Raw genomic sequence first — 25,128 nt, 5'->3', positions numbered from 1 at the left:
TAATCGAACATTATAGAGGAAAGGGTGAAACTAAATGCGAGACGCGTATATAGTAGCTTATGGACGTTCAGCAGCTGGTAAAGCAAAAAATGGTGCAATGACTCATGAAAGACCTGATGAAGTAGCTGCAAAAGTATTGAAAGGTGTTTTAGAAAGAGTTGGAGGTTCATTTGAACCTAGTATGGTTGAAGATGTCATTGTTGGGAATTCATTTCCAGAAGGCTTGCAAGGACAAAATATTGCTAGAACAATCGCCTTATTAGCAGGGATGCCAAATGAAGTACCTGGTCAAACAGTCAATCGTTATTGTTCTTCAGGCTTACAAACAATTGCACATGCAGCAAATCAAATTATAGCGGACCAAGCAGACATTCTAGTTGCTGGAGGTATTGAACTTATGAGTGCGGTACCGATGGGGGGCAATGAGCCAACCAATAACCCGATACTGCAAGACGAAGATTCTGGTGTATCTTATCCAATGGGGTTAACTGCAGAAATGGTGGCTGACACTTACAAGGTTTCTAGAGAAGATCAAGATGCCTATGCAGTACAAAGTCATGCCCGTGCTGCTAAAGCACAAGCAGAAGGTAAATTTGAAGATGAAATTATTCCGATTGAAGTGAATAAAGTGAATTATGATGAAAATGGTCCGGTCGTATCGCAGGCAGTATTTAAAGATGATGAATTGATTAGACCAGATACGAATCAAGAAGCATTATCTAAATTACCCACTGTTTTTAAGGCGGATGGCACAGTGACTGCAGGCTCCTCGGCACCCTTAACTGACGGTTCAGGCTTTGTAGTAGTAATGTCAGGTGAAAAGGTAAAGGAATTAGGCGTAGAACCAATTGCGAGATTCGTAGGTTTTAAAGCAGTTGGTGTAGATCCTAAATTGATGGGGATTGGACCTGCTTATGCAATTCCTGAAGTGTTAAAACAGGCAAACTTGAATGTAGATGATATTGATTTAGTAGAGTTGAATGAAGCATTTGCATCTCAAACAATCGCTTCAATGAGAGAGACAGGTTTAGATGCTCAAAAGACGAATGTTAACGGCGGAGCAATTGCCTTAGGTCATCCATTGGGTGCTACGGGTGCGATGTTGGTTGGCAGATTACTTTCAGAAATGAAAAAACGCCCGGATACACAATATGGTATGGTAACGATGTGTATTGGTGTAGGTATGGGTGCTGCCGGTATCTTTGAATATGTAAGATAATAGTTTAGTAATTAGCTAGTAAAGTAATAAAACACTGAAATAACTATATTCTGTTAGGAATGAGTATAGACAATGCATATGCTCCCTTCAAAGTGACATTTAAAAAATGAAACTTGAAGGGAGCTTTTCTATGCTGAAAACTATTTTAGTATATGTTCATCGCATATAAATTGATAAGGCAGGATGAGCATTGATAGGTCAGGTTTATGAGCGTAAGCGTTGCTTTGCTGTGTGTGTAGCTTTGGTTACTTTTTCGTTATTACGTGCTTTTCCTAGACCAAAATCGGGCATGTTAATATAAATATTTTCATATTGATTCGCATCGACATTATAAGTCTCATGATAAAAACCTACAGCATCATTTTGCTTAAGTTCTTTCATAAAACGTCGCCATGCTTTTAAATGTACCGGCATTTTTGAATAAGAAAGTAATTTTTCATTGGATTCCCAATATTGAACAATCATCACACCACGATATTTAAATAGCATTTCAAAAGATAAACATCCCAGCGTTTTATCTTTTGATAATTCTCTGAGCATAGGTGGCATAGCTAAGAGTACAGGTAACCATTTATGAATTTTATACCATTTATTTATACGAAGTCCTATTAGAAAAACTGTGACTGAGGCATTGGGTATTACAGTGTATCTCCCTTTATTCATGTTTTTCCCCCTTTCTTTTTGAAAGCATAGCGTTAATTTCATTGATATCGTTTTGATTACGTTTCGCTTCTATTGACCAAATGATAAAATAGACAATTGTATAGATAATGATAAAAGATACTAAAGCTGAAACTTTAAGTGGAAACCATCCCGCTAGTATTGCTAAAGGGAGCATGATAACGAACATTAGGGTGAAGTGCACAGATGTTTTAAATAATAATGATTTTCTAGAACTTGAAAATATGAGTGCTCCAAAACTAAATGTAATACCAATTAATGCCCAGATGATAACTGCGATAAACATTGTTTGTAATTCGCTTAAATATTGAAAGTATAAATGACCCATTGTTGAGACAGGGGAGACTGGATGAAATGAAGTATGTGAAAAAACAACTGAAAAAAATAAAGAAATGATAACTCCAATAGCAATACCTGTGATTGCGCCGTGTAATAAGCGTTTCATAATTTTAAAGCCTCCTTGATTAATGGTAAATACCTTCTTGATGAATAAGTGAAATCATTATTAGTAAAACGAATTTCAATTGTGCCATTTTTATTGAGTTTCAAATAATCAATATAATTAATATTTATTATTTCAGATTTAGAGATTTGTAGAAAATAGGTGTTGATTTGAGATTTGATTTCGTATAGTCGCTGATTCATTGTAAATTGTTTGTCTGCGGTAATCATAGTAAGAATTTTATTTTCTATGCGAAAGGAAATAATATCTTCTTGTTTTATAAAGTGTGTTTCCCCTTTATATTTTCCGGGAAATAACTTCGTTTTGGCTAATTTGTTAATATAGTTTACAATGTCATTCACGTGCTCAGTGTGTTCATTGACTTCAATGATTACTTGATTGTTGTCTAAATGCTGATTATATATTACCTTCACATCCATGCTCAGTTCGCCTCCTTCTTATTGATAAGTAAAACAAATAAATGATTTGATTACCATACAAAATAGGTAAGTGGTTGTAATATTATTCTAAACGGCATTTTTAACAGCAATTTAGTATAAAAAAACCACCTCCGTGCGATTATCTGAAAAATAATCGCTGAGGTGGTTGTAGGATTCATATCAATGTAATGATGATGCAGTGATTGGCTCAACTATTAATAAACATCACGTTGATATCTTTGATTTTTAATTAGTTCTGTTAAATAATCTTCTGCTTGTGCTTGATTAAAGTTACCATGCTGAATGAGTACATTGACAAAAGATTGGTGTACTCCTTTTGCCATCTCTTCTTTGTCACCGCAAAGATAAATGGTTGCACCATTTGTTAACCATTGATAAAAATCTTCCCCATTTTCTTCAATTCGGTGTTGAACATAGATTTTGTTTTCTGTATCTCTTGAAAATGCTAAATCTAGTTTACTAAGCACACCTTGGTCAAGCCATGACTCTAAATCATTGCGATATAGGAAATCTGCATCAATATTTTGATTTCCAAATATGAGCCATTGGTTACCTTTCAGTCCTAAATGCGCTCTTTGTTGGAGATAAGCTCTGTAAGGCGCAATGCCAGTACCTGCACCAATCATAATGACTGGTGTTTGTTCATCGTAAGGGAATTTAAAATTAGGATTCTTTTTAAGGTAAACAGGTAATTTATCACCTAATTGTGTACGATCTGCGAGTTGTACAGAACATACGCCATGACGTTCACGATGATGTGCGTCATATTTAACTACGCGTACAGTGATATGGACGGTATGTGGATTTACTTGATTACTGCTAGCAATAGAGTATTCTCTTGGCGGCAATTTTCTCAATAAGTCTTTTAACATATCAGGTGACAGCGCGACAGGTGTAAAATCTTTAATTAAATCAATGAAATCTCTGCCATAAATATAATCTTGTACCCATTCGTTGTTTTGAACATTTGCATTTAGCATAGGATTTCCAAATAATGCAGCTGCATTATTTAATATAGATGGTGTTAATTTAGCAATTTCAAATTCATTCGTAAGTGCATCCTGTATAGTGGTACTATTACCGCTATTGTCTATGTCTATTGTTGTTGTGCCATCCCAATCCAATGTTTGGATTACTTCTTCTACAAGTTCTGGGTTGTTTTGAGGGATAATTACTAAGCTGTCTCCAGGTTCGTAGGCTTCGCCATACCCTTCTATAGATAATTCAAGATGTCTGACTTCACGGGTAGCAGTTGGTTCAGTTAACACACTATTTTTGATGATTTCAGCATAAAATGGATGTGTTTTTGAATAAGTTGTTTGCGGTTCTTCGACAACGACATCTTCATCTTTAGGTTCATTATTTGAACTACCAGGAGACATTTGAGACAACAGTTCAAGCATGTCAATAATCCATTGCTCAGATACTTCTTCAAAATCAAAATCACATTCAACGCGATCAGCTAATCTATGACCACCTAAATCGCCTAAGATTTTATCGAAATCTTTGCCCGCTTGACAGAAATCAGGATAGTCTTGGTCACCTAATGCGAGCACTGAGAAGTTTAAATGACTTAAATCAGGTGCCTCGTCACTATGCAGGTAGTCATAAAAATCCAACGCATTAATCGGAGGTTCTCCTACACCATGCGTTGAAGTAATGATAAACACATGGTTAACTTTTGATAAGTCCTCTTGAGGAAAATCATCCATTTCCCAAGTATGAACTGTAAAATCATGTTCTTTTAATTTTGTTTCAAATTCATCAGCAATTTCTTCAGCATTGCCTGTTTCTGTTCCAAATAAAATGTTTACTTCTATAGGCTCATCCGTAGATATTGTCGAATGCGTCGTATCTTCTGTTGGTACTTCTGAATTAGTTGTGTTAATGGACGATGTTAATTCAGCTGTTGCGTTTGCGTGTTCAGATGTTTCAGGATGATCGGTATATTGCGATGGGTCACCTTCATCTGTAGAAGCATTAAGCAAATAGCCACTTAACCAAGACTGTTGATTTGATGACAGTGTTGGCATAAGTTGTTGTATAAGTTCCAATTGATTTTCATCAAAAGGGGAATTTGATTTATTTAATTCCAAAAAGGTCACCTCGTATTGTATTAAAAATTTATAGTAAAGCATGCACAATAACACGCTATTTATATAATAGAATTTAATTGAAGTATAACATTGATTTTAATTTTTTAAATGATAGAGATTATCATCTATTAAAAATCCAACTTATGACCTATGTATTTATTCCATAAAAGTGGGACGGGATAGAAATCAAAAATTGTATTTGATATCAAATTCCCGCCCCAGTTAAGTTGGTAATATGTTGGTGTCTATAAACAGTTAATGATAATTGTTTGTGTAGCGTTATTTCAAATAGTTACGTATCAACATAATCATATTTTAGAATTTATTGTCTATTTATAAAAGAGATATATGAATATAAGAAGTGCTCAATTTCTTATATATGATAATGGCTAGGTTTTATAAGTTTCATATTATTGAAGCGAAATGGACCGTTTCGCTTATGGTTTTAAGGTTTGATAGCAAAGGCACGTACTGGAAATCCAGGTGCTTTGTTTGGTTTTGGACTGATAGCATAAATAATGGCGCCTCGTGTAGGCAGTTGATCTAAATTTGTTAGTAACTCAAGTTGGTAGGTATCTTGACCTAATACGTAACGTTCACCGACAATATCACCATTTTTGACAACATCTACTGAAGCATCTGTATCAAACGTTTCATGACCGATAGATTGGACTTGTCTATCTTCAAGTAAATATTGTAAGGCATCCAAGCCCCAACCAGGTAAGTGTAGTTGTCCTTCTGCATCTTTATTTTCAAAATGTTCAATATCTGGCCAACGTTTGGACCAATCACTGCGAAACGCAACAAATGTGCCAGGTTCGATTGAACCATGTTCAGTTTCCCATTGTTTAATATGATCACGCGTTAAAATAAAATCAGCATCAGCTGCCACTTCTTGTGAAAAGTCTAAAACAACTAATGGTAATACGAGTTCTTTTAGATCAATTTCATGAAGATAGCGCGTTTTTTCGACAAAATGTATCGGGGCATCTATGTGCGTCCCATACTGAGTCACAATATTCCAGTTTTGGACATAGAAACCATCGTCGGCAACATTAAATAGTGTAGAAACTTTTGCGCGTTCAAATTCACTAAAACACGGAATTGTTTCATCAAAAGTATGGGTTAAGTCTACCCATGTTGCAGTTTTTAATTGTTCTAACTGTTCCCATAGTGGATATGTCATTGGTATCACCTTCGTCATTAATGATTAAACTGTTGCAGGGTTTGTCGATTTACGTAATTTGTCTACTGAATTTACAAGCACAGTCAATGATTCTCTCACTTCATCTTCTTTACGTGTTTTTAAACCACAATCTGGATTAACCCAGAATAAAGAACGATCAATTTCTTGTAGCGCTCGGTTAATTGCTTCTGTGATTTCTGCTTCAGTAGGGATACGTGGACTGTGGATATCATATACCCCTAATCCAATACCTAAGTCATAAGTAATATCTTCAAAATCTTTAATTAAGTCGCCATGGCTACGAGATGTTTCTATTGAAATAACATCTGCATCTAAATCATAAATAGCATGAATGATTTGGCCAAATTGAGAATAGCACATATGTGTATGAATTTGCGTCTCATCGGCAACAGATGATGTAGCTAATTTAAATGAGTGCACAGCTTTATTAAGGTAATCTTCATGATATTCTGAACGTAATGGTAAACCTTCTCTCAATGCAGGTTCATCAACTTGAATAATTTGGATACCAGCTTTTTCTAAAGCTAAAACTTCTTCATTAATCGCTAATGCAATTTGGTCTTGTACGGTTTCGCGTGGCAAGTCTACACGTTCAAATGACCAATTCAAGATAGTCACTGGACCTGTAAGCATACCTTTTACTGGTTTATCCGTTAAACTTTGTGCATAAAGTGTCTCTTTAACTGTTAAAGGCTCTGTCCATTTTACATCACCATAAATGATAGGTGGTTTTACCGCACGTGAACCGTATGATTGCACCCACCCATACTTCGTCACTAAGAAGCCTTGTAATTTTTCGCCGAAGAACTCTACCATATCATTTCGTTCAAATTCACCATGGACTAAGACATCTAATCCGATATCTTCTTGGATTTTAATCCAGCGCGCAATTTCATTTTTTAAGAATGTTTTATAATCTTCATCTGTAATTCGATTATTTTTCCAATCTGCACGGAATTTTCTTACTTCTTGCGATTGTGGGAATGATCCAATCGTTGTCGTTGGTAAATCAGGTAAGTTGAGACGTGCATCTTGTGCTTTTTTACGCACTTTAAAAGGTGACTGACGCGTAGTACGCACACTGTCGAAATCATACTCTAGATTTTTAAATGATTGATTTTGGAAGCGCTCATAACGTGCTTTCAATTCATCAAATTTCTGACTGTCATTGTCATTAAATAATCGTCTTAAAGCATCCAATTCATCTAATTTTTCAGTGGCAAAACTCAAACCTTCTGCGATGGATTCGTCTAATGTTTCATCATCTAATGATACTGGTACATGTAACAATGAAGAAGATGGTTGAATGACAAGGTTATTTGTAGCACTTTGTAGTGTGTCGATTAATGATTTTTTAGCTTCAATGTCTGCTGCCCACACATTACGACCATCTATAATACCTGCATAAAGTGTTTTGTTTTTGTCTAGTTCGCCATTTTTAATTTGTTTTAAGTTATAGCCGTTATCATGTACAAAATCTAAACCTAATCCTTTTACAGGTAAGCTGTTGAGGAATTTTAAGTTGACACGTTCAAAATAAGTTTGAATCACAAGGTGATTACTTAACCCTGCTTCGTCAAAATAGTTATAAGCAGTACGTGTAATATCTTCAAATGATGCACTATCATCTTCCACAAGTACAGGTTCATCGATTTGAATGTATTCCGCGCCTGCATCTACTAAAGACTGTAAAACTTCTTTATATAAAGGCAATAATGTATTTACTTTTTCTTCAAATGATTGCGAACCGCCTTTAGAAAGTTTTACGAATGTTATGGGACCCACGATTACTGGGTGCGCATTCACATTAATAGATTGTGCATATTTGAAGCGCTCTAATAATACATTGTCATTTAATTTTGGCTCTACGTTGTCCCATTCAGGTACAATATAATGATAATTTGTGTTGAACCATTTGATCAATGCACTTGCAACATGTTCTTTATTACCTCTGGCAATGTCGAACAATAAATCGTTGTCTAATGCTCTGCCTTGGAAACGTTCTGGAATAATATTGAATAATAATGATGTATCAAGAATATGGTCATAAAGAGAGAAATCTCCGACAGGGATACTCGTTAGATTATAGTTCTTTTGTAGTAATAAATTCTCTTTATGCAAGTCTGTTAATTGTTGATTTAATGTAGGGGCATCTATTTTATTAGCCCAGTAACTTTCTATTGCTTTTTTCCACTCTCTTTTTCTGCCTAATCTTGGGAAACCTAAATTTGATGTTTGAATTGTCATAATATTGCCTCCTGTTTACTTGAAGTAATTGATTGTGAATATGATGCGAGTGCTAAAGTGTAATCGACTTTCTGGAACGGTGTAATTAAATATAAGCCGTTAAAATATTTATGGACGGTATCTATAAGTTCTTTAGAAAGTTTAAGGCTTAATGCTTTCGTTTTTTCTTTATCGTCTTTAACAGCTTCAAATTGTTCTAAAATGTCTTCGGATAGTTTGATTCCAGGCACTTCGTTGTGTAAAAATAGTGCGTTATTATAGCTAGTGACTGGCATAATGCCAATAAAGAATGGTACGTCTAAATGTTTGGTTGCTTCATATATTTCTTCGATTTTTTCGGTGCTATAGACTGGCTGTGTGATAAAGTAGTGTGTGCCACTCTCTATCTTTTTCTCAGCACGTTTGACTGACCCTTCGAGTTTTCGAACATTTGGATCAAAAGCACCTGCGATGTTGAAGTTCGTTTTCGTCTTCAGCGCATCACCATCTGTGTTAATACCTTCGTTAAAGCGTAATGCAATTTCTGTTAAACCTTTGGAGTTCACATCGTAAACATTAGTTGCGCCGGGTAAATGACCAATTTTTGATGGATCCCCTGTAATGGCTAGTATTTCATTTACATTCAGTAAGGATAGGCCTAATAAATGTGATTGTAGTCCAATGAGGTTACGATCGCGACACGTGATGTGAACGAGCGGTTCAATATTATATTGTTGTTTGATGATACTTGCTGCTGCGACATTACTGATACGCACAGTAGCTAAAGAGTTATCTGCTAAGGTCACCGCATCAATATGAGCATCATCAAGTTTTTTGATATTTCTGAAAAATGTTTCTGTATCTAAGTGTTTTGGCGTATCCAATTCTACTATAATAGTGGGACGTGCTTTGACTTTCGTTGTTAAGTTTTGTTGTTGTACATTGTTATGTGAAGGACTATTATATTTTTTAATAGGTATTACATTTTTACTGGATACCGGTTTGAGATTGGCTACAGAGGACTTAATGTATTGAATATGTTCTGGTGTAGTCCCGCAACAACCCCCGATAATCCTAACGCCTTCTTTGATCAACTGCTCTGCCACTTTACCGAAGTATTCGGCATTGTCACTATATTTAAATCGACTATTTTCAATATCTAATAAACTTGCATTGGGATAGCAAGATAAATAGGCATTGTCAGGTAATTCAATATGTGAAAATGATTGTTGCATGTGGTGAGGACCATGGTGACAATTGAGTCCAACGATATCAGCACCACTGTCGACAACGCGTTGTAAAGCTGTATTAATTTCCGTACCATCTCTCAAGTAATTTGTGTTTAATGCTGTTAATTGAGCAATAATAGGAATATGATGTTTGCGTTTTGTAGCTGTAATAATGTTGGTCAGCTCTTCTAAATCATAATAGGTTTCGAAAAGTAAACCGTCGACGCCTTCTTCAACTAAAGTATCTACTTGGATCTCGGTATGATATTGAATGGCTTCTAAACCTAAATCTTCCTGTTTTACACCTCTGAATCCACCTACGGTACCTAATATAAATGTTTCATCATTAGCTGCTCTTTTGGCAATTTGTACTGCGGCTTTGTGTATTTCTTTAACCTTGTGTTCTAAACCAAATACTTTTAATTTTTCAAAATTTGCACCATAAGTATTGGTCTGAATAATATCTGCACCAGATTCAATGTAGGAGCGATGAATCCGTTCTATTTTGTCAGGATGGGTTAAATTATATGCTTCTGGACAAGTATCTAAACCATCAGAATATAGAATGGTTCCCATTGCACCATCAGCGACTAAAATGTTCTGTTTCAGTTTGTTGATGAGTTGACTCATTGAAGGCCTCCTTCAGTGCGTAGTTTAAATCAGCAATTAATTCGTCAGCATTTTCTAAGCCTACACTTAATCTAAATAATCCAAATGTAATATTGCGTGCTTCACGAACTTCTTTTGGTACAGCAGCATGAGACATAGTAGCAGGGTGGGATAAAATCGTCTCAACGCCACCTAAACTGACAGATACAAGTGGTAGCGTGAGCGCATCTACAAAAGCTTGCGCTTTTGATTCATCTTTAAGTCTTAAGCCTAAAACAGCACCACCATGTTTTGCTTGAGATAAATGTAACTTGTCATTTCCTGGGTAATAGACTTCTGCAATTTCTTCGCGCTGCGTTAAGAAATCATAAACTTTTTGTGCATTCTCAACAGATTGATTGAAACGTACAGACAACGTTTTTAAATGCTGTGCTAACGTCCAGCAATCATGTGCAGACAATGCAGTTCCTGTACCGTTTTGCAATAGATAAAGTGCGTCTGCTACTGCTTTATTATTTGTGATAGCAGCGCCAGCAATGATATCACTATGACCACCCAAGAATTTTGTAGCACTATGTACGACGATATCTGCACCTAAAGCTAAAGGTGACTGACCAAGTGGTGTCATAAATGTATTGTCAACAGCGAGTAATAGTTCGTGTTGTTGTGTGATACGAGAGACGCCTTTAATATCAGTGATTTTAAATAATGGATTAGATGGTGTTTCAATATAAACCAGTTTTGTATTTGATTGAATCGCTTCTTCAATTTCTTGTAACTGTGTTGTGTCTACCGTAGTAAATTGAATATTAAAGCGTGTCAAAATTTGTTCTGTTAATCTAAAAGTACCACCATAGACATCATCTGGGAGAATGACATGATCACCTGCATTTAATGTGAGTAGTACAGCTGAAATGGCTGCAATACCTGATGCATAAGCAAATGCGTAATCGCCCCCTTCAAGTGCTGCTAATTTTTCTTCTAACAAAGCACGATTAGGGTTGCCACTTCGCGCATAATCATATTTAGCGTCACCACCTAAAACTTTTTGATGAAATGTCGAAGATGCATATAATGGTGGATTAGCTGAATCGTAATCAACACCTCTTTGTGCATCAAATATTACTTCTGTTTCTTTAGATAAACTCATATAATCACACTTTCTTTAGATTTTTCTAATGCTTGTATAATGTCTTGTTCAATGTCTGCGTAATCTTCAACGCCGATGGATAATCTCAGTAAATGTTCATCAATGCCTCGCTTTTCTTTTTCTTCATCTGGCATGTCAACGTGTGTTTGTGTATAAGGAAATGTGATAAAAGTTTCTGTTCCCCCTAAGCTTTCTGCAAAAATACATACTTTTAAGTTTTCTAAAAATTTATCGGCTTTATAATTTTTATTTAAGCGTAGACTCATCATTCCCGTTCGACCGCAATATAAGACCTGGTCAATGCCGGTTAAGTTACAACATCTTTTGGCTAATAATTGAGCATTATATTCTGAACGGTCCATTCTTAAATGTAATGTTTTTAAACCACGTTGTAGTAAGTAGCTATCAAAAGGTGATAAAGTTGCACCAATCATGTTATGAAATTCACCTAATTTTTCAGCTAAATTTTCATCTTTAACCGTCACGACACCAGCAAGTACATCATTATGCCCACCTATGTATTTCGTAGCAGAATGTAGTACAATATCTGCACCATCTTCAAGTGGTGTTGAGAGATATGGTGTTAAAAAAGTGTTGTCTATAATCGTTAGTAAGCGATGCTTATTGCTTAAAATATAATATGGATCAACGTCTACTTCTTGCATTTGTGGATTTGAAATCGTTTCTATAAATAGCGCTTTAGTATTTTCTGTAATGCTTTCTTTAACAGTTTCATAGTTTAAGAAATCAACATATTTGAAATGTACACCGTATTGTTGCTCATAAAAATCAAATAATCTAAATGTGCCACCATAAAGGTCGAATGAAACGAGTATTTCATCGCCAGCTTTAAATAAATTACATATTAATTGTATGGCTGCCATGCCACTTGCAGTAGCAAATGAAGCAGTACCACGTTCTAACTTGGCAAATGATTCTTCAAAAGCTGAACGTGTTGGGTTTTTAGTTCTTGTATAATCAAAACCCGTCGATGTTCCTAAATGAGGGTGCTGATATGCTGTTGATAAATAAATTGGATTTGCAATCGCTCCTGTTGCATCTTGTGTCAGTGCGATTTGTGATAACTCAGTATTTTTCATAATACAGATAACCTCCTTTAAAAATAAAAAAAGCTTCCGTCCTTTAAACCCGAATCAATCGGATGTAAAGGACGAAAGCTTAGCTCGCGGTACCACCTTTGTTTGTTACTTTATCACTAAAGTAACCTTATCCAGTACGCCAAATTGCATTCATTACTTGTACTGAACGTGCGCTACCGTAATATGATCAAATAAAAAAACTCACTGCCACTGAAAGTGAAATGAGTATTAACGACATATACAACGCTTGGAATAATCCAGTACGCCATTAAGCAAAATGTTAATACTGTATCGCTATAACGGGCGATCCCGTTGACACCTCATATTGGCATCAACACTCAAAGGCCATTTTCAAACTTTCTTTCTGTGTCTCCTTTCAGCAAGTGAAGACTCTCTGTGTCAGCAGTGTAAGTTCTACTTTCCTTATTACTGTGTGTTGCTATTTCAAATTTGTTATCACTTAGATTACACATTAAAATAACTTTTGTCAATAACTTATCTGAAAATTTTGATTTAACCGATAATTTAAAATGATATTTTTCATTGCTGTAGTGATGATATACTATGTTTAACTAAAAAGGTCATTTTTATTTAAGAAAGTAGGTGTAAACAATGAATGATGCTATAGATGAACGACTCAAAGTAGATCACAATGCGCACGTAAAAGAAATAGCACTCAATAGCATTAAACCTAATCCTTATCAACCTAGGAAATCATTTGATCAAGAACGTTTGGAAGATTTGGCTGAGTCGATAAAACTACATGGTATTTTACAGCCTATCGTGTTACGAAAAACAATATCTGGTTATAACATTGTAGTAGGTGAGCGACGTTTTCGAGCATCAAAACTAGCAGGATCAACGACAATACCCGCCATCGTTAAAGTGCTATCTGATGAAGATATGATGGAACTCGCTGTGATTGAAAATCTACAACGCGAAGATTTAAATGCGATTGAGGAAGCAGAAAGTTATCGTAAATTAATGGATGAGTTAGCGCTAACACAGCAAGAAGTGGCACAGCGATTAAGTAAATCTAGACCATATATTGCCAACATGTTGCGTTTACTACAATTGCCTAAGGACATTACTCAAATGGTCAAAGATAACAAACTATCAGGCGCACATGGACGCACGCTATTAGCGATAAAAGATAAGCAAAAGATGAAAAGCATAGCTAAGCAAGCCTACCGGGAGTCTTGGAGTGTACGTACATTAGAACAATATGTAAATGAAAACACTGAAAATAAAAAATCTATTAAAGATAAGTCGCATACAACTAAAAAACCTAAGTTTATACAACAACAAGAGCGACAGCTAAAAGAACAATATGGTTCAGCTGTAACGATATCTAACAAAAATAAAAAAGGTTACATCACTTTTGAATTTAAATCTGAAACTGAGTTCAGAAGATTAATACACCAATTGAACGAGAAATATAATTAAAACAAGAAATTTTACCCATCGTTTGAATTAAGTAATAATAATAAATAACAAACCTAAAACCACATGCGAACTGATATACCACCAGGTGTATGTGGTTTTTAAGTTTGCAAAAATGAATTATCAATATAATATATTTTATTTTAGATTATATAGTGAATAAAAATGAGCGATATTTTTCAATATATTATCTTTTTTAAAAATCATTAATCAAAAAATAGTTACAAATTAATGAATATCGAATGTGAAATTTATGTGAAATTAAACACATTTGCTTGTAAGCAAAATAATGTAGTTCAATAATGGAAGTGAAGGAATGACTAGGAGGGGTTTTATGTTAAATCAAGAAGAAATAAAAACAATAAGAGAAACGGTACCATTATTGAAAGATAAAGGACAGACAATAACATCAACTTTCTATAAAAGATTATTCGAACAACATCCTGAATTGAAGCATATGTTTAACCAGACCAATCAAAAAAGAGGATTACAATCTTCTGCATTAGCGATGGCAGTATTAGCGGCGGCAGAAAATATAGATGACTTATCACCAATTGTTCCCGCAATTATGCCTGTGGTTTACAAACATTGTGCTTTACAAGTAAAAGCTGAGCATTATCCAATCGTTGGTGAAAATTTGATTTGGGCAATTCAACAAGTGACTGGCTTAAAAGAAGAAGATCCTATTATCCAAACTTGGATTAAAGCATATGGAGAAATTGCTGATGCATTTATTGGTTTAGAAAAAGAAGTTTACAGTAAAATGGCTTGGGATGGCTTTAAACCATTTACTGTAACCAATATCACTGATGAAACCGAAATCATTAAATCTTTCACAGTAACATCAGACGACATTGATTTAAGTCAATTTGTACCTGGACAATATATTACAGTAGATATATCTAGTGATAAGTTGCCTTACAGAGCTAAAAGACATTATTCCATTGTAGATGGTGACAAAGATTTCTTAACATTCGGTGTACGTAGAGACGTTACGGAAGAACATGAAGGTGAAGTATCTACAGTACTACATGATGAAGTCAAAGTGGGAGATACTCTATTTTTATCTGCGCCAGTTGGTGGATTTGGATTGGCAAACAAAGATCATAAACAATTATTCATAGGCTCTGGTGTAGGCGTGACACCTCTTGTTTCAATGTATAAAGAAGCGGTTGATGCTGATTTAACTTCAACATTCCTTCAATCAACATCAGATGCTCAAAACGTAGCATTCGAAGAAAATTTAGAAGCAATCACAGCACAATCTTCAGTAGCACAATTTGATAAACATTTCCGTAATCAAGACGGATTTATAGACGCTGAACAATTAAAACAATACCTTGATGGTGAAACAGAAGTTTATGTATGTGGTGGTAATTCATTCTTAAAAGCTATGATTCAAGAATTACAAAAATTAGAAGTGCCAATGGACCAAATTCACTACGAAACATTCATTCCAAGATTGAGTTTTTCAGTATAGTGTAACGCGTTTTACACATTTTATATAAATTAAAAAATAAATCATAAAATAGATAGCTCATTTTATTTATCTGGAGACTTTTCATATTTTTTAAATAATAACCTCGACTAATAGTTTAGTCGGGGGTTTTTTATTTTATGTTGCGCAAATATTATTCAAATATATTAAAAATACAAAGACATGCTGCCAATTAAGTAAAATTTCCCAATTCATAAAACCATATGAGCATAAATTGTATGTATAAAAACAGTCATTAAGTTGCCGCCTTATAACGCTTTGTAAAAATAATGAAAATTTTAGGTTTATATTATTGACCTATTTAATTCAAGAGAGTAGTATAAACAAAGTACTTTGTTAAAAGTACTTTTATAAAACTATATATGCGTGTTAGAAAGGATAAATAAGATGAAATTTAGTGATTTTTTAAAATCAAAAGGGGCAATTGGCGCAATATTTATGGGGATTTTTTATGGATTAGTGATGTTGGCCATCTTTTTACCTGGTTACAAAGCGATGCCAGGTAATATTGATAAATTACCTATTGCAATCGTTAACGATGACAACGGAGATTATGGTAACCAAATATCAAAACAATTGAACAACAGTTTACCGTTCGACCATATAAAAAAAGATATTTCTAATTCGAAAGCAAATAATCAGTTGGAGCATAATGAATTGAATCTTGTAATTCATATACCTCGAGATTTTTCAAGTAATTTAAAATCTGAAAAGGGTACACCAGGGCTAGATTTTAAAGTAAATGATGCTTCTCCAACAATGATTAGTCAATCTATGGATTCAATTGGAAGTGAAATTAATAGTCAGCTTAGCAAGCAATTTTCTAATCAAACAACTGAAGGTGTATTAAAACAAGCAAAAATACCTGATGAACAAATGGACGGTTTAATTAAGCAAATCAACGCTTCTTATTCTGGTAACATTAATCATATAAATAAAATGCCATCAAGCATGAATTTTAAAATGTTACCTATGTTTTTAACTTTAGCTGGATATGTAGGCGCAATGATTGGAGCGATGCAATTAGTTAGTGCATTTAAAGAAAACAGACACAGAGCTAGTAAAACCAAGTTGTTTATCTATGTGCAACTAACAGCTCTAATCATTGGATTAGCTTCTTCTGTCATTTCTTTAGGTATTGCTTATTTAGTCAATGACTTAGAAGCTGATAAATTCTTAAGTATTTTTGGTCAATTAGTATTGAATTATTGGGTTTCCTTTAACTTTACAGCAATCGTCGTATTCTTAATAGGACAGGCAGGTATGATTTTAAATATTCCTATTTTACTCATACAAACAATTGCTAATGGGGCAACAATGAGTCGTGATATGATGCCTACAGTTTATAACTGGATGAGTCATATTTCCCCAATGTATTATTCAGTTCAGGGTCACTTTGCAAACATTTTTGGAAGCATACCACAAACACCTTATATTTTATCTATGGCAGCTGTAGGTGTCGTTGCTATGTTCGTTAATATTGTTATCGTTACGTTTCTTTATAAAAAAGAATCTGATATCGTTTTTGAAAATTATAAAAATACTAACGAAACGCTTGCAAACTATTAACACCTTCTTTAGTTCTGTTAAAATAAAGGTATTAAGAAAAAAGGAGCCTTTAATAATGTCTATCCAAATATTTATATTAGGGAAATTAATGGAAAAAAACAGTTACCCTTATTTATTAAAAAAACAGCTATCAGAACCTATACCTTTTGATAAAATGAGCGGACTAACAGAAAGTAAGCTTTATTATAATTTTGAAGCATTATCCAAAAAAGGCCTTGTAGAAATAGTGGAGACAATTAAAGAAGAAAATCGTCCAGATAAACAAGTATTTCAAATTACTGAAAAAGGTAAACAAACTTTGCCTAAATTGATATATAAGTTATTCGAGAACGCTAAAGAAATTAATGAAATGTATGTTGGTATTGCTTATCTCAAATTTGTAGATAAGCAAAAAGTAATTAATATCTTAGAAAGCAAAGTTCAAGATTATAAACAAATGTTGATACAATCAAAAGAGATAAAGTATAAGATTCAGGTAACTACTGAAAATGAAGGGTTATTAAATTTTATGTCGGATCATTTTAACACTAAAACAAATAATACAATTCATTTTTTAGAAAAACTGATAACACTTATTGAAAATGATAATGTATGATATTAAAGATGGAACAAGTAACGTAAGAAGCGTTACTTGTTCTTTTTTACGTTGTTTTGAAAAGATTGTACTTTATATATATATCTACAATGAGAAAAAATGTTTAATATGTTTCGGACAATACTTTTAATTATTATAAAGAAGTAGTACAATATAATTAAAGAAATAAAATTTTGGAGGGATACCCAAGTCTGGCTTAAGGGAAATTAATAGTTAATATTAATTAGAAGCATCTTGCTTGCGTTGGTTCGAATCCTTCTCCCTCCGTTAAATCATTTACCAAGCCTTTCAAGAGCTTGGCTTTTTTTATGATATATATTGTTCAATGCATTATAAATTCAAATAGAAAGTAGGTTTACAATGTATTTCACTCACTTAAACATTGATGAATTTGAAAACTTTATTCATAACCATGCGGCACATTATACCCAAAGTGCTAACCATTTTCGTTACAGAAACCAACATAAAAATGATGTGCATATTGTAGGTGTTAAAGATAATGAAGATAACGTCATAGCAGCATGTCTTTTAACAGAAGCACGTTCCTTCAAATTTTTTAAATATTTTTATACACATCGTGGTCCTGTTTTAGACTTTTCTGATTATCAGTTAGTAAGATTTTTCTATAAAAGTTTAACGAAGTATTTGAAAAAGCATCGGTGCTTATATGTTTTAACCGATCCATACATATTAGAAAATATAAGAAATGCGCAAGGCGAAATATTAGAAAGCTATAACAATAAACCACTTATCAAGACTATGGAAGATATAGGTTATAAACATCAAGGATATACGGTAGGATATTCTCAAATAAGTCAAATTCGTTGGTTATCAGTTTTGGATTTAAAAGATAAAACAGAAGATGACTTACTTAAAGAAATGGATTACCAAACGCGTAGAAATATTAAGAAAACATACGAAATGGACGTGCGCGTACGTACACTGGCTATTGAGGAGACAAGTAGATTTTTTAAATTGTTTAAAATGGCTGAAGAAAAACATGGATTTAAGTTTAGAGATCAGCAATATTTTGAAGAAATGCAAAATATTTATCATGATAATAGCATGTTAAAATTAGCATATATCGATTTGTCAGAATTATTAGTAAAGCAAAATAAGCAATTAGAAAAGTTGAATAAGGACTTAGAAAATACGAAAGAAAGCTTAGAAAACAATCCTAACTCGAAAAAAAGTAAAAATAAATATGATCAAGGCTTACAACAAATAAAAGCACAAAAAAGAAAAATAACTGAAACAGAAGCATTAATCAAAACTGATGGCACTATATTGGATTTAGCAGCAGCGCTTTATATTTACAACGACTATGAAGTTTATTATCTTTCAAGCGGCTCTAACCCTAAATACAATACATATATGGGTGCCTATAGATTGCAATGGGAAATGATCAAGTTTGCGAAGGCGCATAATATCCAGCGTTATAACTTTTATGGCATAACTGGAGATTTCAGTGAAAATGCTGAAGATGCTGGTGTACAAAAGTTCAAAGCAGGTTTTAATGCACGTGTAGAAGAGTACATTGGAGATTTTATTAAACCAATCAGACCTTTGCTTTATAAAATATATGACTTAATCAAATAGAGTATGTTTTGTTTGCCCGCGTTTAGTTTTATTTATATTTACAAAAAGAAATGAGTGAGACGCTGGGACATAAAGTTCTTGGACAAGTGAAAAAAGGGCAATTTCTATTGAAACAATATAGAAATTGCCTTTTTCTATATTTTTTTAATTATGGTTATCTCATTGATTCACTACTTGAGTTGATATAGGGCTTATTTTTAAAAATAATTTAATGTAAAATTACACATAAATATATTGTATTTTTGGTGAGACGCTGGAGGTATCAGAACAGGCTGAAGACTACAGATTAAATCTGTGCCCTAAGCAAACGAACCAACAATATGCCACAAGTATTGAATAACAAAGAGGCACGCAGATGTATAAATTAAATCATCTGTGTGCTATTTTTCTAGGATTTATGTTTCGGACTGTTTTAAAATACAATCAAGAATAAAAAAAGCAAAAAATTTCAGAAAAATTTGAAAAGGTTATAGCAAAGGCGATAATCCAATATAACAAGGTTGTTATAAAAATAAATTAAATTAAAAATCAGAAGTGCTAAAAACACTATAGCTATGCACTTTGTTTACAAATTTAATAAAAAATATACCTAATTCGTGTGTTCAAATATACACTTGACATAAAAATTTACAATGAGTAAAGTGTAAATCATAATTATTTTCAAATTATTCTAAATTAAAAATAACTCTAATTATAATATATTTATGAATGTTATGAGGGGGCGAATAAATTAATGTTTGAACCAAAAGTTACATATGCGCATTTTAACGCAAACGTCTTTGAGTCAATTGATATTGATGATGAAACAAAAGGTGCGCGTGAAATCGTCGCTTGGGCTTATCAAACCTATGGTGATTCAGTTATTTATGCTTGCAGTTTTGGTGCGGAAGGCATGATATTAATTGATTTGATTTATAGTGTTAAGAAAGATGCCCAAATTGTATTTTTAGACACAGGTCTTCACTTTCAAGAAACATACGATCTAATTGATCGTGTTCAAAAACGTTATCCAGAACTACGAATTAAACTTAAGAAACCTGAATTAACTTTGGAAGAACAAGCATCACAATATAATCCTGCACTTTGGAAAAATAATCCAAACCAATGTTGTTATATTAGAAAAATCAAACCATTGGAAGATGTTTTGTCTGGTGCTACTGCTTGGATTTCTGGATTACGTAGAGCACAATCGCCCAGTCGTGAAAATACTCAGTTTATAAATAAAGACGAACGCTTTCAGTCAGTAAAAATATGTCCGTTGATACATTGGACATGGGAAGATGTTTGGCAATATATTAAAAAATATGAATTGCATTATAACGAATTACACGATTTTAACTATCCAAGTATAGGGTGTATACCATGTACTACAGCTGTTGAAGGCTCAGGAGATTCAAGAGCAGGCAGATGGACAAATTCAAATAAAACAGAATGCGGTCTTCATACTACAGATTAAACATCTTTATAGTTAAAAATTTTTTTGCTATTAATCCTTAGTATTCCAATCGGATAGATATAACTAAAGATTGGTCATCAAATCAATCTTATAGTGATAGTTACATTTACCCGTGAAAAGTTATGGAATCAACTGTTGAGTGATTTTAGATAAATGATTGTTAAATAAAAAATTAAAATGAGGTGAAATGGTTGTGAACTTATCTGTAATAAATAGTCCATTTGATGAAAATCAAGCTACACAACTAAACCAAATTATTCAAAATCTTACGATTGAGCAGCAAGTTTGGTTAAGCGGTTATTTAACTGCAAATTTACAGAGTGTTACTACAAAACAAGAAACACCATCGGAAGTAGCTCAGTTTGTATTGAATAAAGAATCTACTTCAAATAGTGAGAGACATATCACTGTTTTATATGGTTCAGAAACTGGTAATGCACAAGGTTTAGCTGAAAAATTAGCTGATCGTCTTGTCGAACTTAATTTCAATGTGAAATTGAGTGCAATGGGTGATTACAAAACTAAGGATTTAAAAAAAGTAGAAGATTTATTTATTATTTCTTCTACTCATGGGGAAGGAAACCCACCCGATAATGCCATTAGCTTTCATGAATTTTTACATGGAAGAAAAGCGCCTCAGTTGGAAGGTGTACGCTATTCAGTTTTATCACTCGGGGACGCGTCGTATGAGTTCTTCTGTCAAACAGGTAAAGACTTTGATGCACGTCTAGAAGATTTAGGTGCTTCCCGCTTGGTGGATAGACAAGATTGTGACTTGGATTTTGATGATACGGCTGAATCCTGGATGGATCACATTATCGAACAGTTAAGTGATGCTTCATTGAGCGAGGAAAAAGTGACAACAACGAACACTGTACCATTGACAAATGACAAAAGGTATTCAAAAACACAACCATATGAAGCTGAAATATTAGAAAATATTAACTTGAATGGTAGAGGTTCTAATAAAGAGGTTAGACATATTGAATTACAATTTGAAGATTATGGTGAAGACTACGAGCCAGGTGATTGCTTGGTAGTGATTCCAGAAAATGATGAAAAACTGGTAGAAACGTTACTGAATCAATTAGATTGGGATGCTCAAACAGAAGTACCAATCAATGACAAAGGTGATGTACTTACAGTAAAAGAGGCATTACAGCACCATTTTGAAATCACTAAATTAACAAAGCCGTTATTACAAAAAGCAGCTGAGCTGTTTGGAAATAAAACATTGGCAGAAAATGTTATAGATCAAGATTGGATTAAATCTTATGTATATGGTCGAGATTTAATTGACTTAATTCAAGACTTTAGACCTGAAAAACTCGAGCCTGAAGTGTTGTACCAATTTTTAAGAAAACTGCCTCCTAGAGAATATTCTATAGCAAGCAGTTATGAAGCAAATCCTGATGAAGTTCATATCACCGTGGGCGCTGTAAGGTATCAAGCGCATCAACGTGAACGTCAAGGTGTTTGTTCAATTCAATTAGCTGAACGTATGGAACCTGGTACATCTATATCTGTCTATCTAAAGAAAAATCCAAATTTTAAATTTCCATTCGATGAAGCTACACCTGTCATTATGATTGGACCCGGCACAGGTGTCGCGCCTTTTAGATCTTATTTACAAGCACGTGAAGAATTAGATTTATCAGGACAAACATGGTTATTCTTTGGTGAACAGCATTTTACAACAGACTTTTTATATCAAACAGAGTGGCAAGATTGGCTTAAAGAAGGCGTTCTTAGTAAGTTGGACTTGGCATTTTCAAGGGATACAGAAGAAAAAATTTATGTTCAACACAAAATTGAAGAACAAAGTAAAACTTTTTATGAATGGTTGAAAAACGGTGCAGCATTATATGTATGTGGTGACGAACAAAATATGGCTAAAGATGTACACAAAGCGATACATCAGGTTTTAGTTAAAGAAGGTAATATGTCAGATGAAGAAGCTGAGACTTATTTGACACAGATGAAACAAGACAAACGATATCAAAGAGACGTTTATTAAAAAAGGAGTTGATCACGTGACAGAATCAAATTTAAATTTTTCTCAAAAACTTGATGAGATGGAACGTATCAAAGCTAATAGTAATTACCTTCGCGGCACAATTGTCGAAGGGTTAGCAGATAGAATTACAGGTGCGATTTCAGAAGAAGATACTAAATTATTAAAGTTTCATGGAAGTTATATGCAAGATGATAGAGATCTTCGCGACGAACGCCGTAGACAAAAATTAGAGCCTGCATACAGTTTCATGATAAGAGTGCGTGCGCCAGGTGGTGCTTCGACTCCAGAACAATGGATTGCGATGGATGATATTGCGAACCAATATGCAAATCAAACGATTAAATTAACAACAAGGCAAGCGTTTCAATTCCATGGGGTTTTGAAAAGAAACTTAAAGCAAACAATGTTTGATATCAATCAATCTTTATTAGACACGTTAGCAGCATGTGGCGATGTTAATAGAAATGTAATGTGTAACCCTAACCCCTATCAATCTGATGTGCATGCGGAAATTAATCAGATTGCAAGTGATATTAGCCGTCATCTTTCACCTAAAACACAAGCTTATCACGAAATTTGGTTAGACGGAGAAAAAGTGTTAGATACAAGTGATCAAGAACCAGAGCCACTGTATGGTAAAACCTATTTACCACGTAAATTTAAAATTGGTATCGCAGTCCCACCTTCTAATGATATCGATGTATTTTCTCAAGATATTGGGTTAATTTCGATTATTGAAGATGGTGAATTAGTTGGATTTAATCTTACAGTTGGTGGTGGCATGGGAATGAAACATGGAAATACTGCGACATATCCACAAGTTGGACGTTTGATTGGCTATTTTCCAAAATCACAGGTCATCGATGTTTGTGAAAAAATCCTGACAATTCAGAGAGACCATGGAAATCGTGAAGAGAGAACAAATGCACGTTTTAAATATACGGTGGATCGTAAAGGCGTAACATGGATTACGGATGAGCTCAATCGTCGGTTAGGTTGGGAACTAGAGCCTAAGCGTGCATTTCACTTTGAAGATAATGGTGATCGATATGGTTGGACTGAAGGCAGTGGCAAACATCATTTCACATTATTTATTCAAAATGGCCGTGTTAAAGATACAGAAGAATATCAATTGAAAACAGCGTTAAGAGCGATTGCTGAAGTGCATACTGGAGATTTTAGACTTTCGCCTAACCAAAATTTAGTAATTGCGAATGTTGAAACACAGAAAAAGCCAGAAATTGAAGCGCTGATAAAGCGATATGGTTTAACAGATGGCGAATATTATACGGGATTGCGGAAAAATTCCATGGCTTGTGTCGCTTTTCCTACTTGTGGTTTAGCAATGGCAGAATCTGAACGGTACCTACCTTCGCTAATAACGAAAATAGAAAGTCTGTTAGATGAAGCAGGCTTAAACGAAGAAGAAATAACCATTAGAATGACGGGATGTCCTAACGGTTGTGCACGTCCAGCATTAGCTGAAATTGCATTTATTGGAAAAGCACCAGGTAAGTACAATATGTACCTAGGTGGTGGTTTCGCTGGTGATCGTTTAAATAAGTTGTATAAAGAAAATATTGATGAAGCGGAAATATTAGAAAGTTTAAGGCCTATTTTATTGCAATATGCACAAGAAAGAACTGTTGGTGAACGTTTTGGTGATTTTGTCGTCAGGGCAGGTATTGTTGAAGCAGTTACAGACGGTCAATTATTCCACAGTTAATCAATTAAGAAAGTGGTGTTAGGATGGGAAAAGTATTTTTAGTAGGTGCGGGCCCTGGTGATCCGGATTTAATTACAGTTAAAGGTAAAAAAGCGATTGAAACGGCTGACATTATTTTATACGACCGTTTAGTTAACCCTGAGTTATTAGATTATGCATCTATAACTGCTAAGTTAATATATTGTGGTAAAAATCCTAACCATAAATCAGTGTCGCAAGTAGATACTAACCAATTACTTGTCGATTTAGCACTAGAAGGACACACGATTACACGTTTGAAAGGTGGAGACCCATTCGTGTATGGCAGAGGTGGCGAGGAAGCAGAAGTATTAGCCACAAATGATATATCATTTGAAATCGTACCAGGTATTACTGCAGGTATCGCAGCACCTGCATACGCAGGTATCCCTGTAACGCATCGAGACTATAGCTCTTCAGTTGCATTTGTTACGGGTGTTATCAATAAAGAAATTGACAAGGATGAATACTGGAGACATCTAGCTTTAGGGCCGGAAACGTTATGTATCTATATGGGAGTTAAAAAGCTGCCAGAAATTGTTGAGTTATTAACTAAAAATGGACGTAATAAAAATACGCCAGTAGCACTTGTACATATGGGTACATCTCAATTACAAAAAACCGTTGTAGGCACATTAGAAACCATTGTCCACGGTGCAAAAGAGATTGAAAATCCAGCTATGATTATTGTGGGTGAAGTCGTGAAATTACGTAACCGAATCAGTTGGTTTGAAGAAACATATAAAAATGAATTATTAACACAACTCACATCATAGTTGTTGGAGGG

General features: G+C 34.2%; 19 protein-coding genes, 1 tRNA gene and 1 other annotated feature. Of the genes, 11 read left to right on the top strand and 9 right to left on the bottom strand.

The window, feature by feature from the left end; genetic code table 11:
• Nucleotides 1-34: 34 nt before the first annotated feature.
• Nucleotides 35-1,219 (top strand): thiolase family protein, encoded by a 1,185-nt coding sequence (locus tag JG554_RS12965; protein ID WP_107359942.1) that lies wholly within the window; start codon nucleotides 35-37, stop codon nucleotides 1,217-1,219.
• Nucleotides 1,220-1,423: 204 nt separating this feature from the next.
• Here JG554_RS12965 and JG554_RS12960 read toward each other — a convergent pair whose 3' ends face one another.
• From JG554_RS12960 to JG554_RS12920, 9 genes are all read right to left on the bottom strand, one after another.
• Complete coding sequence (locus tag JG554_RS12960) at nucleotides 1,424-1,882, bottom strand: DUF4188 domain-containing protein (protein ID WP_046207139.1); 459 nt, start codon at nucleotides 1,880-1,882, stop codon at nucleotides 1,424-1,426.
• Nucleotides 1,875-2,345, bottom strand: coding sequence for a DUF3021 domain-containing protein (locus tag JG554_RS12955; protein ID WP_046207138.1), 471 nt, complete (start codon nucleotides 2,343-2,345; stop codon nucleotides 1,875-1,877). The genes JG554_RS12960 and JG554_RS12955 overlap by 8 nt, the downstream gene beginning before the upstream one ends.
• Nucleotides 2,342-2,782 (bottom strand): LytTR family DNA-binding domain-containing protein, encoded by a 441-nt coding sequence (locus tag JG554_RS12950; protein ID WP_052722064.1) that lies wholly within the window; start codon nucleotides 2,780-2,782, stop codon nucleotides 2,342-2,344. The genes JG554_RS12955 and JG554_RS12950 overlap by 4 nt, the downstream gene beginning before the upstream one ends.
• 215 nt (nucleotides 2,783-2,997) lie before the next feature.
• Complete coding sequence (locus JG554_RS12945; RefSeq protein ID WP_064209689.1) at nucleotides 2,998-4,899, bottom strand: diflavin oxidoreductase; 1,902 nt, start codon at nucleotides 4,897-4,899, stop codon at nucleotides 2,998-3,000.
• A 445-nt stretch (nucleotides 4,900-5,344) separates the two neighbouring features.
• Nucleotides 5,345-6,085 carry a cyclase family protein gene (locus JG554_RS12940; RefSeq protein ID WP_064209688.1) on the bottom strand — a complete coding sequence of 247 codons (741 nt, stop codon included), beginning with the start codon at nucleotides 6,083-6,085 and terminating at the stop codon, nucleotides 5,345-5,347.
• Between the two features lie 24 nt (nucleotides 6,086-6,109).
• Entirely contained in the window at nucleotides 6,110-8,356 is a 2,247-nt protein-coding gene (gene metE / locus JG554_RS12935; RefSeq protein ID WP_107359941.1) for a 5-methyltetrahydropteroyltriglutamate--homocysteine S-methyltransferase, read from the bottom strand.
• Nucleotides 8,350-10,191: a bifunctional homocysteine S-methyltransferase/methylenetetrahydrofolate reductase gene (locus JG554_RS12930; protein WP_046207134.1), complete on the bottom strand. Its 1,842-nt coding sequence runs from the start codon at nucleotides 10,189-10,191 to the stop codon at nucleotides 8,350-8,352. Before JG554_RS12930 ends, metE begins: the two co-directional genes overlap by 7 nt.
• Nucleotides 10,145-11,320, bottom strand: a complete 1,176-nt coding sequence (gene metC, locus JG554_RS12925) for a cystathionine beta-lyase MetC (protein WP_064209685.1) — start codon at nucleotides 11,318-11,320, stop codon at nucleotides 10,145-10,147. The genes JG554_RS12930 and metC overlap by 47 nt, the downstream gene beginning before the upstream one ends.
• A complete protein-coding gene (locus JG554_RS12920) occupies nucleotides 11,317-12,420 on the bottom strand; it encodes a PLP-dependent transferase (protein WP_107359940.1) in 1,104 nt (367 codons plus the stop codon). The genes metC and JG554_RS12920 overlap by 4 nt, the downstream gene beginning before the upstream one ends.
• A gap of 64 nt (nucleotides 12,421-12,484) precedes the next feature.
• Nucleotides 12,485-12,859: a binding site (T-box leader), on the bottom strand.
• A 173-nt stretch (nucleotides 12,860-13,032) separates the two neighbouring features.
• On the opposite strand from JG554_RS12920, the gene JG554_RS12915 reads away from it, so the two are divergent.
• From JG554_RS12915 to cobA, 10 genes are all read left to right on the top strand, one after another.
• A complete protein-coding gene (locus JG554_RS12915) occupies nucleotides 13,033-13,866 on the top strand; it encodes a ParB/RepB/Spo0J family partition protein (RefSeq protein WP_064209683.1) in 834 nt (277 codons plus the stop codon).
• A 331-nt stretch (nucleotides 13,867-14,197) separates the two neighbouring features.
• Nucleotides 14,198-15,343, top strand: a complete 1,146-nt coding sequence (locus tag JG554_RS12910) for a globin domain-containing protein (RefSeq protein ID WP_107359938.1) — start codon at nucleotides 14,198-14,200, stop codon at nucleotides 15,341-15,343.
• A 405-nt stretch (nucleotides 15,344-15,748) separates the two neighbouring features.
• A complete protein-coding gene (locus JG554_RS12905; RefSeq protein WP_107359937.1) occupies nucleotides 15,749-16,930 on the top strand; it encodes a YhgE/Pip domain-containing protein in 1,182 nt (393 codons plus the stop codon).
• Between the two features lie 55 nt (nucleotides 16,931-16,985).
• Nucleotides 16,986-17,525, top strand: coding sequence for a PadR family transcriptional regulator (locus JG554_RS12900; RefSeq protein WP_046207128.1), 540 nt, complete (start codon nucleotides 16,986-16,988; stop codon nucleotides 17,523-17,525).
• A 175-nt stretch (nucleotides 17,526-17,700) separates the two neighbouring features.
• Nucleotides 17,701-17,792 (top strand) — tRNA-OTHER (locus tag JG554_RS12895).
• A 93-nt stretch (nucleotides 17,793-17,885) separates the two neighbouring features.
• Nucleotides 17,886-19,124 carry an aminoacyltransferase gene (locus JG554_RS12890; protein WP_107359936.1) on the top strand — a complete coding sequence of 413 codons (1,239 nt, stop codon included), beginning with the start codon at nucleotides 17,886-17,888 and terminating at the stop codon, nucleotides 19,122-19,124.
• A gap of 733 nt (nucleotides 19,125-19,857) precedes the next feature.
• Complete coding sequence (locus JG554_RS12885; RefSeq protein ID WP_046207126.1) at nucleotides 19,858-20,580, top strand: phosphoadenylyl-sulfate reductase; 723 nt, start codon at nucleotides 19,858-19,860, stop codon at nucleotides 20,578-20,580.
• A 193-nt stretch (nucleotides 20,581-20,773) separates the two neighbouring features.
• Nucleotides 20,774-22,597, top strand: a complete 1,824-nt coding sequence (locus tag JG554_RS12880; RefSeq protein ID WP_046207548.1) for an assimilatory sulfite reductase (NADPH) flavoprotein subunit — start codon at nucleotides 20,774-20,776, stop codon at nucleotides 22,595-22,597.
• A 58-nt stretch (nucleotides 22,598-22,655) separates the two neighbouring features.
• The gene (locus tag JG554_RS12875; protein WP_238394797.1) at nucleotides 22,656-24,323 is read left to right on the top strand and encodes an NADPH-dependent assimilatory sulfite reductase hemoprotein subunit; all 1,668 of its coding nucleotides are present in this window, start codon (nucleotides 22,656-22,658) and stop codon (nucleotides 24,321-24,323) included.
• Between the two features lie 23 nt (nucleotides 24,324-24,346).
• Entirely contained in the window at nucleotides 24,347-25,117 is a 771-nt protein-coding gene (cobA, locus tag JG554_RS12870) for a uroporphyrinogen-III C-methyltransferase (protein ID WP_107359933.1), read from the top strand.
• The last annotated feature ends 11 nt before the right edge of the window (nucleotides 25,118-25,128 follow it).

The organism is Staphylococcus sp. 11-B-312, assembly GCF_016743055.1.
GTDB classification, from domain to species: domain Bacteria; phylum Bacillota; class Bacilli; order Staphylococcales; family Staphylococcaceae; genus Staphylococcus; species Staphylococcus ureilyticus.
The sequence above is the reverse complement of the archived record's forward strand: the minus strand, read 5'-3'. Positions and strand labels throughout refer to the sequence as shown.